The organism is Proteus sp. CA142267 (assembly GCF_003336825.1).
Classification (GTDB): Bacteria; Pseudomonadota; Gammaproteobacteria; order Enterobacterales; family Enterobacteriaceae; genus Proteus; species Proteus terrae.
In genome coordinates, this window is record NZ_QPMG01000002.1 from 293,944 (window position 1) to 310,030 (window position 16,087).

Here is a 16,087-nt window from a genome sequence, read left to right on the forward strand (position 1 = left end):
AGCATCACTAAAAAACGACCTAAAAGCCTATCTCTAATAGAGTAGTAACATTATGATATTTAAAGAATAATTGTATGCAGGGATGCTATAGATGATTTTATTGAATCGAATGATAAAGTTTTTTGAGTTAAAGATGGTATCAATAAAACGGAGGTGCATTCATTCAGCCTATTTTCAAAGACTCTATTTCACGAAGTTAACTTTAGACAATATTGCTTTGGCCATAATATTAGGTTGCTTACCTTTATTAGTTCAACATACGCTTTTTAGTCAAACAATTTATTCTATTATTATTATTGTTGCACTATTTCTATTATTTATTCCTTTTTGCTTATTCCGTTTTTCAGCGATATTTCTAATTTTCTGGGTTTATTCAAATATGGTTGCGTCATCATTAATGACGAGAACAGAACAGTTTGCTGATAATATGGCAACATTTGAAACCAAGGTTATGGAGTATCGCCAATTAACAGATGGCAATATTATTATCAAAATACCCATTACGAAGAAGACGCTCTTTTCATCATCTGTTTATGCAAACGTATATTGGCGAAGTCCGCCTAAAAACATAGCTGTAGGACAATATTGGAAGTTTAAAATTCAATTTAGGGCTGTACATAGTTATTTAAATGAAGGTGGGTTTGATAGCCAAAAATATGCTGTTTCTGTGAAGGAAACATTAACGGGTAAAGTGATGACAGCCAAGTTTATCCGAAATGATATATCACTACGTACTCAACTTATTCAGACAATCACAGCTCATTGGCAAACAGCAAAAAATAAAGGTGAAATTATTGCTTTAGTCTTAGGTGATAAGCGATATATTGAACCTGAGAAAAAAGATCTCTATATGAAAACAGGGGTTGCTCATTTAATTGTGATATCGGGTTTACATATAGGTTTAGCTGCCTTTTTTGGTTGGGGTATTGCAAGAGGTATTCAATTTTTTTTCCCTATCAGATGGATTAATCCAAGATTTCCATTAGTTATAGCTTGGTTATGTGGTGTTTTCTATGCTGCGTTATCAGGTTGGGGAATACCAGCAACAAGAGCTGTTATTGGATTAACTGTTTGGGTGATTTTACATTGGGGGAGCCGATTATTTTTACCTTGGCAATGGGCACTTTGGAGTGCGGCACTTATTCTTATTGTTGAGCCTCTTTCTATACTTTCAGCTAGTTTTTGGCTTTCATTTTCTGCTGTATTTGCCATTATCTTTTGGTATTGGATGTACCCATTAAAAGCTAAATATAGCCATCAAAAACGGTGGTTTATTTTAAGGTTGGCACATTTACAATTTGGTTTATTAATTATTTTATTACCATTCCAATTATATTTATTTAATGGCGCTAATCTTTTTAGCTTTATCGTTAACTTATGGGCGGTTCCTATTGTTTCTTTTATTACCGTGCCATTAATAATGCTCGGATTATTGACATTTTTTCTCTCATTTTTACAACCAATAATTTGGCACTGGGTTGATCTTTCTATTAACCTTGCTTTTTGGTGTGCTCCTTTATTTTTACCATATTGGCAAAATAATGGTGCTATTCCTTTATTATTAGGATTTTTGGGGATTGGTACTATTTTAATCATAAAAATGTCATGGTGGCGTTATCATTTTATTTGCATTGTGGCTATTAGTACTATTTTGTACTGTGAATTCGTCGTCTCTTCACGTTATCAATGGCGAATATCTATGTTAGATGTTGGACATGGCTTAGCGGTTATTCTTGAAAAAGAAGGGGAAGCGATTATTTATGACACGGGAATGCGTTGGAAAAATGGAGGTTCTATTGCAAAGAATGTCATCATTCCTTATTTAAGACATCATCGACTTACGCCAGTTGCATTGATCATTAGTCATGATCATCTTGATCATACAGGGGGAATGAAAGATTTAATAAAAACTTATCCTAATTTAAGCATTCGTAGTAGTTTTGACGATCCTTCGCATTTACCTTGCTTAAGTGATAAATCATGGCAGTGGAAAGGACTTCAATTTGATGCATTGTGGCCACCGAATAAATTACTCTCCCCGAAAAATAATCAATCCTGTGTGATCAATGTGAGTGATGGGAAATACAATATTCTACTAACTGGAGATATAGAAAAAGAAGCTGAAGCTCAATTAGTAAGAGTAAAAAAAGATCAACTAAAAGCAGATGTCTTACAAGTTCCTCATCATGGTAGTCAAACATCATCCACATTGATGTTTATTCAAGCAGTATCACCAAAAATTGCACTTGTTTCTGCTGCTCGTTATAGCCCTTGGCGTTTGCCTTCTGATAAAGTACATCAACGTTATAAAAAAGAAGCTATTAATTGGCTAACAACCTCTGTTAGTGGGCAAGTTTCTATCGAGTTTAATCAAGATAATATTGATGTATTTACCTATAGGCGAGATATTTTGCCTCGTTGGTATCATCAGTGGTTTGGTGTTTTGACGTTTCCCGAGTAGAATGACCGGCTAATTATTAAAAGTTTGGTAATATATATGAATGATATAGATCTATCAACGTGGCAAACATTCCGCCGCTTATGGCCAATGATCCGGCTTTTCAAAGCGGGTTTAATCACTGCTGCAATTGCATTAATCATCAATGCGGGTGTGGATGCATTTATGATTTCTTTATTAAAACCACTTCTTGATGAAGGTTTTGGTAAAGCCAGTAATGACGTATTAAAATGGATGCCTTTTGCCGTTATTGGTCTGATAGCTCTGCGTGGTATATCTAACTTTATTTCAAGTTACTGTCTTTCTTGGGTCTCTGGGAAAGTTGTAATGAATATGCGTCGTCAACTGTTTTCTCATATTATGGGAATGCCGGTGAGCTTTTTTGATCAGCAATCAACAGGGACTTTACTCTCTCGTATCACATATGATTCAGAACAGGTTGCCTCTTCATCATCAGGTGCATTAATTACCGTTGTACGTGAAGGTGCCTATATCATCGGACTATTTTGTTTGATGTTTTATTATAGCTGGCAATTATCCCTGATCCTTATCGTTATCGCACCTATTGTTGCTGTTGTTATTCGTATAGTATCGACCCGTTTTAGAACAATCAGTAAGCGTATCCAAAATAGCATGGGGCAAGTGACAACTAGCGCAGAACAAATGCTAAAAGGGCATAAAGAAGTTCTGATTTTTAATGGCCAAGAAGTTGAAAATAAACGCTTTAACCATGTAAGCAATCATATTCGCCGTCAAGGTATGCGTATGGTTGTCGCATCATCAATTTCAGATCCTATTATTCAGATAATCGCTTCTCTTGCATTAGCATTTGTCCTGTATGCAGCAAGTTTCCCTGAGATAATGGATACATTAACAGCAGGTACAATTACTGTTGTATTCTCCTCAATGGTTGCATTAATGCGTCCATTGAAATCACTGACTAATGTAAATGCTCAATTCCAGCGTGGTATGGCTGCTTGTCAGACGCTATTTACCATCCTCGATATGGAGCAAGAAAAAGACACCGGTAAGCTTGAACTAAAAAAACCAACTGGTGATATTGAATTCCGCAATGTGACTTTCCAATATGTCACGAAAGATACGCCAGCACTGAAAAATATGTCATTTACTATCCCAGCAGGTAAAACTGTTGCATTAGTTGGACGCTCAGGCTCTGGTAAGTCTACGATTGCAAATCTGATCACTCGTTTTTATGACATTAATGAAGGCGAAATATTAATTAATGGTCATGATATTCGTGAATACACATTGAAATCTTTGCGTAATCAAGTCGCGTTGGTTTCTCAAAATGTGCATCTTTTTAATGAAACCGTAGCAAACAATATTGTCTACGCATGTGAAGATCAGTATACCCGTGAAGATATTGAAAAAGCGGCGAAGATGGCACATGCAATGGATTTTATCCAAAAAATGGATAAAGGCTTAGATACTGAAATTGGTGAAAATGGTGTATTGCTTTCAGGTGGACAACGTCAGCGTATTGCAATTGCAAGAGCGTTATTACGAGATTCGCCAATCCTTATTCTTGATGAGGCTACATCAGCGCTAGATACAGAATCAGAGCGTGCTATCCAGTCAGCACTTGATGAATTACAGAAAAACAGAACCTCTTTAGTGATTGCTCACCGTTTATCAACTATTGAAAAAGCGGATGAAATATTAGTTATTGAAGATGGTGAAATTGTTGAACGTGGCGCACACCTTGATTTGATTGAGAAACAAGGTATTTATGCACAACTTCACAGGATGCAATTTGGCAAATGATTGAACGGATTTGGTCTGGTAAATCTTGGTTTTATATCCTACTGCTTCCATTTTCATGGTTGTATGGCGCGCTCACATTATTAAGGCGTTTTGCATATCAGAAAGGATGGCTAGCATCATGGAAAGCCCCAATTCCTGTTGTGATTGTTGGCAATTTAACTGCAGGCGGGAATGGCAAAACACCTGTTGTGATATGGCTTGTTGAGCAATTAATACAGCAGGGGTTTAAGCCCGGTATTGTCTCTCGTGGTTACGGCGGAAAATCAGACCATTATCCATTACTTTTGACATCCGATACGACACCTGCCATGGCAGGTGATGAACCTGTGTTGATTTATCATCGAACAGGTGCTCCCGTTGCGGTTGCACCTAATCGACGGGATGCAGTAAAAGCGTTATTAGCTCAACATGAGCTTGATGTGATCATCACTGATGATGGTTTGCAACATTACGCATTACAACGTGATTATGAAATTGTTGTCATTGATGGTCAGCGTCGATTCGGCAATGGTTGGTGGTTACCTGCAGGCCCTATGCGAGAGCGTGCAGGGCGATTAGATTCTGTGGACGCAATTATTGTGAATGGTGGAACAAGCCAGAATAATGAGATTGGCATGGCGCTGGAAGGTGATACTGCAGTTAATCTTAGAACAGGAGAAAAAAAACCAGTTCAGCAAATTAAAAAGGCTGTTGCTATCGCTGGAATTGGTCATCCTCCTAGGTTTTTTAACTCGTTACATGAAAAAGGGATAGAGTTAATTACAACAAAAGCATTTAGTGATCATAGTGATTATAGTGTTCAAGAATTACAGGATTTAACACCTGACTTAGAACCTCTTATTATGACAGAAAAGGATGCTGTTAAATGTCAGCATTTTGCACAAGATAATTGGTGGTATTTACCCGTTAGCGCTGAATTAAATAGTCAATCTGTGCTAAAACAAGTCAGCAATTTAATTTACGGCTCGAAAAAAACTTGTATCTGATCTGAAACAATGATATTTATAGTGGAAATCAGGATAGCGTTACATAAAAGATTACCTACCTACAGTCGCATATCGCTTTTGTCGTAGTTCAATTTAATTCGCCACTACCCTATCTACTCAAAAGCCTTGTGTGGAGAGTTTGTGGATCTTGAATGTAGGGTTAATATTTTGTGCAGTGAATAGCATCAGCTTTTGTGCACAACGGATGATAAAAACCATTTTTGATGGTGGCTAATTATCTCTATATTCGGTTATCTTTTTTATCAGTGCGCAATAAATATCAGTATGTCATCTTTTTGTCATATTGATACTGTAAATATTTATTGAGCTTTATGATATTTATTAAGCTTAGCTATCACGATTTTGAACATTTATATTGAATAATAAAATGCACTACTTAAATTAATGTGTTCAGAATTTAATTGGGGTTTTATATAAGAAGACTTAATAAAAAGTAGGATGCATTTGTATAGGAAAATAAAACTATACAAAGAACAAAAGGAGTTTATCTATCATGACATTACAATTAAGAATGGGTCGCGTAAAATGGTTCGACAATAACAAAGGTTATGGTCTTATTGTTGCAAGAGATATTGAACAAGAAGTTTATGTCAATAAAAAAGCGATTGCCAATACAAAAAATAAAGCATTAACAGAAGGTCAAGACGTTGAATTTTCTGTTATCAGAACAGCCGCAGGTTTAGAAGCCGCTGATGTTATTGGGTTTTAAATAAGGCTTAGCCTTGTTAAAGATGTAGATAAAACGATAGTTTAGCATCAAAATTAAATTATCGTTTATGTCTAATTTGAGGTAGGTAAGCGTCAATAGTTTACCACCAAGCCTAATAAGTAATATAAAAGAGTCGTTTCGTTAATTAGAATGCAATAAAGATAATAAAAAGGTTAAATTATTATCAATAAAAGCTGAATGTAATTCTTTATTAATGATGTTGCAGACTCAACGATAAAAAGCCACATTAATGTGGCTTTTTTGTTGCTTATAGTAAAAGAGAAAATAATAAATTTATTAATAACTAAAATAATTTTCGAATTATCACTAAACGAGAGGTTTTGAGTATTAACGCTGATCATTCCTTATGATATCCTTTTGCCATATAAAATGATTAACCCTTGAGAGGGACAAAATGGATCACCGCTTACTCGAAATTATTGCTTGCCCAGTTTGCCACGGCAAACTTATCTTTGATAAAGAAAATTCAGAGCTTATCTGCAAAATTGATCATTTAGCTTATCCTGTTCGTGACAATATCCCCGTTCTTCTGGAGAATGAAGCAAGAGAATTATCACTAGAAGAGGAGAAGTAGCTTCATGTTCACGGTCATTATCCCTGGTCGATATGCATCGACCCGTTTACCGGGTAAACCGCTCGCGGATATTCATGGCAAACCTATGATTGTTCGTGTAATGGAACAGGCTATGCGCTCTGGTGCAAACCGTGTCATTGTTGCAACTGATAATTTAGATGTTGTTGCAGCAGTTGAAAAAGCGGGGGGAGAAGCCTGCATGACTCGAGAAGATCACCATTCGGGTACAGAGCGTTTAGCGGAAGTCATTGAAAAATACAAATTTGCGGATGATGAGATAATCGTTAACGTACAAGGTGATGAGCCTCTTATTCCACCAGTGATTATTACTCAAGTAGCCGAAAATTTGGCGAGTTGTGGTGCAGGAATGGCAACATTAGCAGTGCCTATTGTTGACTCAAAAGAAGCTTTTAACCCTAATGCGGTGAAAGTCGTGATGGATGCAAAAGGTTTTGCACTTTATTTTTCTCGTGCAACCATTCCTTGGGAAAGAGACCGTTTTAATTTATCACATGATGAAATTGGTGAGCATTATCTTCGTCATATTGGGATTTATGCTTATCGTGCAGGCTTTATACGTCGATATATTACTTGGGAGCCAAGCCCATTAGAATCTATTGAAATGTTAGAACAACTGCGAGTGCTGTGGTATGGCGAAAAAATCCATGTTGCAAAAGCATTAGAAGTTCCGGGTGTAGGTGTAGATACTCAAGATGATCTTGTTGCAGCTAGAGCTGCATATCGAGCACTTAACCAAGAGTTCTAATTTTTTAACAGTAACAAATAAATTTCAACGGCACTTAAATTAAGTGCCGTTTTTGCATCAGTTAGCAAAAATATTTCTAATTATTGGATTTCTTCTTTACCAGATTGATGACTTTCATTTTCAGGAGTAGTTGGGGGTTGTCCGACAGGTTTTACTGATTGCCACACCGACCCTAGAAACTCATACCATGCACGTTCACTGTGTTGAAAATAAGTCGCAGAAGGAAAATATTTTTCCCAAGGATGTAATGGTGAAGAGATAGCTAGCTGGTTAGCTGGTGCAACGATAGGTTTCATGCCTCGGGCTAAAAAGAAACGTTCCGCGCGAGCTAAATGATTGGCAGACGTCACAAGTAAAAATGGTTTCTTACCAATTAATTTATCAACTTCATAGGCTTCTTCTTCAGTATCTTTCGGTGTTGATAATGCGATAGTTCTCTCAGCAGGTACGCCTAAAGATTGCGCTACCTGAGCCGCTACTTCTGCACTACTTATTTGATTAACACCAGCACCACCTGTAAAAATCATTATCGCATTAGGATTGCGATAATAAAGCCTTACACCTTCAGCAACACGAAATAAACTATTATTAAGAAGGTTAGAACTGGGTGCCCAATCTGGGTTATAAGTAAATCCACCACCTAAAACAACAATGTAGTTCACATCTTGTTGCGAATTTTCTCGTAATTCATAACGAGCTTGATACTCTTTTTCACTAGGCATTAATAGTGTATCGGCAACAGGTTGTATGCCTAAAATAGTTAACAGAACAAGCACAACAGTGAGTAGGCTTTTTCCAGTTTTTTGCCAACGAGTAAACCAAAGTAGTGCTAATGCAAAAAAGGCGATTAATAAGAGCAAAGGCAAGGGCATCAGAAAGCCTGCAACATATTTTTTGAGCAAAAACAGCATAAATCATCCTAGATTGAGTGAAATACATGCAATTGATAGCGAAAGCTTGGTGAAAACTAGGGGAATTCCAAGACATTGTGTCAAAATAGCTAACACAACAACGTTTCACTAAGTTTTCATCAATAGAAATAAAGAACCGTTTAATTATTTATAAAACGATAAACGTTTGAACGTTAATTTTTTCATTAATAAGCGTTATATTTATACTGCGCTTTGCGAATAATCTGATTCATGACTTATTTCTTGAGAGAAAACAGTCAGTATCATAGAACACTGGTAAAATTGCCGTCTTTATTTATGTACAGTGTCTCATATTTTTGAATTTATCAGAACGCAAAGAGCGCAAGTAGTAAGTTGTTATCATGAGGCGTTTTAATGTCAGATCGTAATTTTGACGATATTGCAGATAAATTCTCCCGCAATATCTATGGCACAACAAAGGGTAAAATACGTCAAGCGGTGATTTGGGAAGATTTACAACAATTATTGACCCTCTTACCTAGCCGAAGTTTGCGTATTTTAGATGCAGGTGGAGGTGAAGGTTATTTCTCTCGTCAGCTTGCTAAATTAGGACACCAAATTATCTTATGTGATTTATCACAAGAGATGCTTAATCGTGCACAAGAGGCTGCGATTGAAGAGGGTGTTGTCGAGAACATGACGTTTATTTGTTGTGCAGCTCAAGAGATTAAAGAGCATATAGATGAAGGGGTTGATTTAATTCTATTTCATGCAGTATTGGAATGGATCACGGATCAGAAAGACGCCGTAAATGTTCTTACCGATATGTTGTTACCTAATGGTATCTTATCGCTGATGTTTTACAATGCGAATGGCATTGTCATGAGAAATGCGATTTTAGGGAATTTTCATCTGGCAAATCCTGAGATCCCACGTAGAAGAAAAAAATCGCTATCACCTCAAAACCCATTGCAACCCGAAGATGTTTATCAATGGCTAAATGAGTTTTCAATGACAATATTAGGAAAAACGGGTGTCCGCGTTTTCCATGATTATTTGCAAAGTCGTCAGTTACAAAATAAAGATTTTCCATCGTTGCTTGCATTAGAGCAACGATATTGTCGGCAAGAGCCCTATATCAGTCTGGGGCGTTACATTCATGTCATGGCACAAAAGCGTGTAAATTAAGGATGTACTATGAGTGATTTTACCCAGACAGTTCCTGAGTTAGTGTCTTGGGCGAGAAAAAATGATTTCTCAATCTCACTGCCACCAGAAAGATTAGCTTTTTTGATGGCTGTCGCTGTATTAAACAGCGAGCGCCTTGATGGCGAAATCAGTGAAGGGGAGTTAATTGATGCCTTTCGAGAAGTATGTAAAGGCTTCGAACAACCCGCAGAATCAATACAAGTTCGCGCAAATAATGCCATTAATGACATGGTAAAGCAGCGACTTTTTAACCGTTTTACCAGTGAATTGGTAGAAGGTAATGCAATATACCGTTTAACTCCGTTGGGAATTGGGATCAGTGATTACTATATTCGCCAACGTGAATTTTCATCATTGCGCTTATCTATGCAACTTTCCATTGTGGCGGGTGAGTTGGATTCAGCAGCCAGTTCCGCTGAAGATGGTGGTGATGAATATCATTGGCATCGTAACGTTTTTGCACCTTTAAAATATTCAGTGGCAGAAATTTTCGATAGCATTGATTTGTCTCAGCGGATCATGGATGAGCAGCAAAATACAGTAAAAGAAGATATTGCTGCGCTATTAAACCAAGACTGGCAAGCCGCCATTTCAAGCTGTGAACAATTGTTATCTGAAACCTCGGGTACATTAAGAGAGCTACAAGATACACTTGAAGCCGCCGGTGACAAGCTTCAAGCCAATCTCTTACGTATTCAAGAAGCAAACATGAATTCTGGTCATGTTGAGCAAATTGATACATTAGTATTTGAACTTCAAAGTAAGTTAGACCGCATTATTAGTTGGGGTCAGCAATCTATTGATTTATGGATTGGATACGATAGACATGTCCATAAATTTATTCGTACAGCGATTGATATGGATAAAAACCGTATTTTCTCTCGCCGTTTACGTCAATCTGTACAAAACTATTTCGACAGCCCATGGGCATTAACTTACGCTAATGCTGATCGGTTGTTTGATATGCGTGATGAAGAACTGGTTCTACGTGATGAAGAAGTCACAGGCGAGTTACCTGAAGAGCTTGAATATCAAATGTTCAGTGAAGTGAACGAACAAATAGCGCAATGGGTAGAGCAAGAGCTTGCTTCTTACAAATTGGAACAACGGGCATTAGATCTCAGTTCAGTGTTAGTTGAATACCTTAATCGTTATCCGCAACAGAAACATTTCGATGTTGCACGTATTGTTATTGATCAAGCAGTACGATTAGGTGTGGCAAAAGCTGAGCTCGCAGGATTACCTGCAAAATGGTCAGAAATTAACGAATATGGAGCTAAGGTACAAGCGCATGTCATCGATACATACTGAACAATTTATGCCAGCAAAACTGGCGCAGGCATTAGCGAACTCACTTTTTCCTGAACTGGATAGCCAGTTACGTGCAGGTCGACATATCGGTATAGACTCTCTAGATAATCATGCTTTCTTGATGGATTTCCAAGATGAGTTATCAGACTTTTATGCGCGTTATAACGTCGAATTAATTCGAGCACCAGAAGGTTTCTTCTATTTGCGACCTCGCTCAACCACACTTATTCCACGCTCTGTTCTCTCTGAAATGGATATGTTGGTGGGGAAAATTCTTTGCTATCTCTATCTTAGCCCTGAACGATTAGCGAATCAGGGAATATTCACCGTTCAAGAGCTGTTCGATGAATTAAGAACATTAGCAGATGAAACCAAGCTTTTACGTTTAGTGAATCAGCGCTCAACAGGTTCTGATCTTGATTTGCAAAAATTACAAGAAAAGATGAGAACTTCGCTAAATCGTTTACGTCGTTTAGGCATGATTTCATTTTTATTAAATGATATGCAGCGTTTTTCTATTACCGAATCTGTTTTCCGCTTTGGTGCCGATGTGCGTAGTGGCGATTCTCCACTTGAGGCTCAAATGCGAATGATCCGTGATGGTGAAGCAATGGCGCTTGAAGATAGCTCAGAAACTCTCAATGATGATGAAGAAAATGAAGATGAGCAATTACAATCCAGTGAAGATGATGCGGAGGGAGAAAATAAATGATTGAACGGGGAAAATTTCGCTCATTAACACTTATCAACTGGAATGGGTTTTTTGCTCGTACTTTTGATTTAGATGAGTTGGTGACTACGTTATCAGGTGGTAATGGTGCGGGTAAATCAACCACGATGGCTGCATTTATCACAGCCATGATCCCTGATCTTACTTTACTTCATTTCCGTAATACCACAGAAGCTGGATCGACAAGCGGATCACGTGATAAAGGGCTATACGGGAAACTGCGTCCTGGTGTGTGTTATGCCGTACTGGATGTGATTAACTCGCGTCACTTACGTGCTGTGGTCGGTGTCCGTTTACAGCAAATTGCAGGGCGTGATAAGAAAGTTGATATCAAACCCTTTATGATCCAAGGGCTGCCAATGGCAGAAAATCCAACAGAAATTTTGACGCAAGCTGTTGCGGATCGCCAAGCCCGTGTTTTACCGCTGAATGAATTAAAAGAAAAAGTAGAAGCCATTGATGGGGTTGTTTTCAGACAATTTAACTCTATCACCGATTTCCATGCTGTGATGTTTGATTTAGGGGTTATTCCTAAACGTTTACGTTCAGCGAGTGATCGCGCCAAATTCTATCGTTTAATTGAAGCCTCATTGTATGGCGGTATTTCAAGTGCGATTACACGCTCTTTACGTGATTATTTACTACCCGAAAATAGCGGTGTAAGAAAAGCTTTCCAAGATATGGAAGGCGCATTACGTGAAAACCGAATGACGCTTGAAGCCATTCGTGTCACTCAATCTGATCGTGACTTATTTAAGCACTTAATTACAGAAGCGACATCTTATGTTGCTGCTGACTATATGCGTCATGCCAATGAACGACGAATTCATTTAGATGAAGCTTTAACTGTGCGCCGTGAGTTATGGAGCCAGCGTAAATCCATTAATAGTGAAGCGTATCGTTTTGTTGAAATGGGTAAAGAGTTAGAAGAGCAACAAGCGTTATCTTCTGATCTTGAAGCGGATTATCAAGCAGCAAGTGACCGATTAAATTTAGTACAAAATGCAGTTCGCCAACAAGAGAAAATTGACCGCTATATTGCTGATGTTGAAGAGATAACTTTCCGCTTGGAAGAACAAAGCGAAGTGGTTGAAGAAGCCGCATCTAAGAAAGAAGAACTTGAAGCACGCGTAGAATCGGCAGAAGAAGAAGTCGATGAACTGAAAAATCAGTTAGCAGACTATCAGCAAGCATTAGACGTACAACAAACACGCGCTATTCAATATCGCCAAGCTGTGCAGGCTTTAGAGCGTGCTAAAGCACAATGTGATATTACGGATTTAGACGAAACTAATGCAGAGCAATGGGCTGAACGGCTCCAAGCAAAAATTCAAACCATTACGCATTCATTGCTTTCTATGGAGCAGAAACTCAATGTTTCTGAAGCAGCGAAAACACAATTCGATCAAGCTTATAAACTGGTGAGTTCAATTGTCGGTGAAGTTGAACGTCAAAATGCATGGGATGCTGCGAAAACGGCATTACGTGAGTGGTCTTCTCATCGACATCAAGCGGATAGGGTTCATCCTATTCGTATGCAATTAGCTGAATTAGAACAGCGTTTACATCAACGAAACAGTGCAGAACGTCAACTTGAAGAATTTAACAAACATCATGGTAAATCGACGGAGCCTGATGATCTGTTAATTCTTCAAGATGAATTAGAAGCAAAAATTGAAGAGCTTAGCGATTACGTTAATGAGTCTGGTGAACAGCGTATGCAAATGCGCCAAGAGTTAGACCAACTTAAACAACAAATTGAAAAGCTGAAAAAACAAGCACCTGCATGGCTTGCGGCGCAAGATGCGTTAACACAATTATGTGAGCAGACTCGTCAATCTTTTGAAACGGGTCATCAAGTAACAGAATATATGCAACAGTTACTTGAAAAAGAGCGCGAAGCAACGGTATTACGTGATGAAACAGCAACTCGCAAACAACAAATTGAAGCGCAAATTGAACGTTTAAGTCAGCCAAGTGGTGCTGAAGATGGGCGATTAATTACGTTGGCTGAACGCTTTAACGGTGTCTTATTATCAGAAATTTATGATGATATTACGTTAGACGATGCGCCTTATTTCTCTGCATTATATGGTCCAGCACGCCATGCGATTGTTGTACAAGACTTATCTCAAGTTCAGGCGCAATTAGAAACGTTAGATGATTGCCCGGAAGATCTCTATTTTATCGAAGGTGATCCACAATCTTTCGATGATAGTGTATTTAATGCGCAAGAGATGGATAAAGCCGTTCTTATCAAGAGTACTGATAGACAATGGCGTTATTCTCGCTACCCTGAAATTCCACTGTTTGGTCGAGCAGCGCGTGAAAATCAGTTAGAAATTTTATCTCGCCAGCGCGATGAGCTGTCTGAACTTTACGCAACACAAGCTTTTGATGTACAGAAGATCCAACGTGCTCACCATGCCTTTAGTCAGTTTGTGGGACAACATATTTCTGTGGCATTTGAGGCGGACCCTGAAGAGGATATTCGTCAACTCAACCAAAGACGTAACGAGCTAGAAAGAGCGTTAACACAATACGAAGAGAGTACTCAGCAACAGCGTCAACATTATGCGCGTGCTAAAGAATCTCTAAATCTTCTTAATAAACTTATTCCTCAAGTTAATATCTTGATGGATGAAACACTGATTGATCGTGTTGAAGAGTTACGTGAAGAGCTGTATGTCGCTGAAGAGTCAATGCGTCACTTACAGCGTCATGAAAAAGCATTAGCAACGTTAGAGCCTATCGCTTCAATCTTGCAAAGTGATCCACAAGCGCATGAACAATTAGCTCAAGATTACGAACAAGCAAAAGCAGAACAGCAACGTTATCAGCAACAAGCTTTCTTGCTGGTGGAAGTGGTACAGCGTCGTCCTCACTTTAGTTATAGCGATGCCGTTGAGATTGTCAGTGAAAATAGTGATCTTAACGAGAAGCTACGTCACCGCTTAGAAATGGCTGAAACAGAACGCGCTACAGCAAGAGAACTTTATCGTCAGCAACAAGCGCAATGTGCTCAATTTAATCAAGTACTCGCATCATTAAAAAGCTCCTTTGATACTAAATCTGAATTACTCAGAGAGCTTGAGCAAGAAATGCGTGATACAGGGATCCATATTGATATTGGTGCAGAAGCCAGAGCCAAAGAGCTGCGCGATCAACGCTATTCTGCGGTAAGTGCAAACCGAACACGTATTAGCCAACTTGAGCGAGATATCGCACTAAGTGAAGCTGAGCGAGATAATCTAACCAAAAAAATTCGTAAACTTGAACGTGACTACATTCAAATTCGTGAGCATGTTGTGAGTGCAAAAGCGGGTTGGTGCGCGGTTATGCGATTAGTAAAAGAAAATGGAATGGAGCGTCGTTTACATCGTCGAGACTTTGCTTATCTTTCTGCTGACGAATTACGTTCAATGTCGGATAAAGCGTTAGGTGCATTACGCCAAGCAGTTGCTGATAATGAATATTTACGTGATGCGTTACGTCGCTCAGAAGATGCAAAATATCCCGATCGTAAAGTTCAGTTCTTTATTGCGGTATACCAGCATTTAAGAGAACGTATTCGCCAAGACATCATTAAAACGGATGATCCAGTTGATGCAATTGAACAGATGGAAATCGAGCTTGCTCGCTTAACTGAAGAGTTAACTAGCCGTGAGCAAAAATTAGCGATTAGTTCACGAAGCGTCGCGAATATTATTCGCAAAACTATTCAGCGTGAGCAAAACCGTATTCGTATGCTAAACCAAGGTTTGCAAGCGGTTTCATTTGGTCAGGTGCGTGGTGTCCGACTCAACGTCAATATCCGTGAAAGTCACCAAGTATTATTGGATGTGTTATCAGAAGAAGATAACCAGTATCAAGATCTATTTAAAAACCAAAACCTGACTTTCTCCGAAGCAATGGCGAAACTTTATCAGCGTTTAAACCCTCAAGTGGATATTGGTCAACGTATGCCACAAACTGTGGGTGAAGAGCTGTTAGATTACCGTAATTACCTTGAAATGGATGTTGAGGTTAATCGTGGACCAGAAGGTTGGTTAAAAGCAGAAAGTGGCGCTTTATCAACTGGTGAAGCGATTGGTACAGGGATGTCAATTCTGGTGATGGTTGTACAGAGCTGGGAAGAAGAATCACGACGCTTAAGAGGAAAAGATATCTCTCCTTGTCGTTTGCTCTTCCTCGATGAAGCGGCACGTTTAGATGCGAAATCTATCGCGACGTTATTTGAGCTTTGTGATCGTCTTGATATGCAATTAATTATTGCGGCACCAGAAAATATCAGCCCAGAAAAAGGAACAACCTATAAATTAGTACGTAAAGTGTTCAATGGTACTGAACATGTACACGTTGTTGGGTTAAAAGGCTTTGGTCAACAGGCTGAAAAAGATAAAATTGCATCATCAAATGTTGCTGAAATAACAGAATAATTTTATTCCATTATTAGCCTCAAGAAGGCAAGAATAAAGGCGCTACGGGCTCATGCTTATAGCGCCTTCTTTTTTTAAAGTGTTATATAGATCAAAAAATGAAAGTAAATTAACAAAAAAATGAAATTTTAAATGGAATAACGTGCGCCATATCTCATTTAAATGTAATCATGATGTTTATGATTGTTCCTGTATGTGATTAATAT

11 protein-coding genes are annotated in these 16,087 nt (G+C 38.4%); 10 read left to right on the forward strand and 1 reads right to left on the reverse strand.

What is annotated here, in order from left to right; genetic code table 11:
* The first annotated feature begins 133 nt into the window (after positions 1-133).
* The 6 genes from C0T34_RS07050 (at position 134) to kdsB (ending at position 7,320) form a co-directional block, all read left to right on the forward strand.
* On the forward strand, positions 134-2,461 hold the full coding sequence (locus C0T34_RS07050) for a DNA internalization-related competence protein ComEC/Rec2 (RefSeq protein WP_332874843.1): 2,328 nt from the start codon (positions 134-136) through the stop codon (positions 2,459-2,461).
* A gap of 36 nt (positions 2,462-2,497) precedes the next feature.
* The gene (gene msbA / locus C0T34_RS07055) at positions 2,498-4,243 is read left to right on the forward strand and encodes a lipid A ABC transporter ATP-binding protein/permease MsbA (RefSeq protein ID WP_098943724.1); all 1,746 of its coding nucleotides are present in this window, start codon (positions 2,498-2,500) and stop codon (positions 4,241-4,243) included.
* A complete protein-coding gene (gene lpxK / locus C0T34_RS07060) occupies positions 4,240-5,229 on the forward strand; it encodes a tetraacyldisaccharide 4'-kinase (RefSeq protein WP_109849912.1) in 990 nt (329 codons plus the stop codon). Before msbA ends, lpxK begins: the two co-directional genes overlap by 4 nt.
* Before the next feature lie 514 nt (positions 5,230-5,743).
* Positions 5,744-5,959 carry a cold shock domain-containing protein gene (locus C0T34_RS07065; RefSeq protein WP_023581324.1) on the forward strand — a complete coding sequence of 72 codons (216 nt, stop codon included), beginning with the start codon at positions 5,744-5,746 and terminating at the stop codon, positions 5,957-5,959.
* Positions 5,960-6,374: 415 nt separating this feature from the next.
* Positions 6,375-6,554 (forward strand): Trm112 family protein, encoded by a 180-nt coding sequence (locus C0T34_RS07075; protein ID WP_004244593.1) that lies wholly within the window; start codon positions 6,375-6,377, stop codon positions 6,552-6,554.
* Positions 6,555-6,558: 4 nt separating this feature from the next.
* Positions 6,559-7,320, forward strand: coding sequence for a 3-deoxy-manno-octulosonate cytidylyltransferase (kdsB, locus tag C0T34_RS07080; RefSeq protein WP_098943721.1), 762 nt, complete (start codon positions 6,559-6,561; stop codon positions 7,318-7,320).
* 80 nt (positions 7,321-7,400) lie between these two features.
* Here kdsB and elyC read toward each other — a convergent pair whose 3' ends face one another.
* Positions 7,401-8,231, reverse strand: a complete 831-nt coding sequence (elyC, locus tag C0T34_RS07085) for an envelope biogenesis factor ElyC (RefSeq protein WP_109849913.1) — start codon at positions 8,229-8,231, stop codon at positions 7,401-7,403.
* A gap of 375 nt (positions 8,232-8,606) precedes the next feature.
* On the opposite strand from elyC, the gene cmoM reads away from it, so the two are divergent.
* From cmoM to mukB, 4 genes are read left to right on the forward strand one after another with little or no spacing between them, the layout of a single operon-like run.
* On the forward strand, positions 8,607-9,380 hold the full coding sequence (gene cmoM, locus C0T34_RS07090; RefSeq protein WP_098943717.1) for a tRNA uridine 5-oxyacetic acid(34) methyltransferase CmoM: 774 nt from the start codon (positions 8,607-8,609) through the stop codon (positions 9,378-9,380).
* A gap of 9 nt (positions 9,381-9,389) precedes the next feature.
* Positions 9,390-10,712 carry a chromosome partition protein MukF gene (gene mukF / locus C0T34_RS07095; protein ID WP_075673561.1) on the forward strand — a complete coding sequence of 441 codons (1,323 nt, stop codon included), beginning with the start codon at positions 9,390-9,392 and terminating at the stop codon, positions 10,710-10,712.
* Positions 10,693-11,424 carry a chromosome partition protein MukE gene (gene mukE / locus C0T34_RS07100; protein WP_023581330.1) on the forward strand — a complete coding sequence of 244 codons (732 nt, stop codon included), beginning with the start codon at positions 10,693-10,695 and terminating at the stop codon, positions 11,422-11,424. Before mukF ends, mukE begins: the two co-directional genes overlap by 20 nt.
* Positions 11,421-15,881: a chromosome partition protein MukB gene (mukB, locus tag C0T34_RS07105; protein ID WP_109849914.1), complete on the forward strand. Its 4,461-nt coding sequence runs from the start codon at positions 11,421-11,423 to the stop codon at positions 15,879-15,881. Before mukE ends, mukB begins: the two co-directional genes overlap by 4 nt.
* Positions 15,882-16,087: the final 206 nt, after the last annotated feature.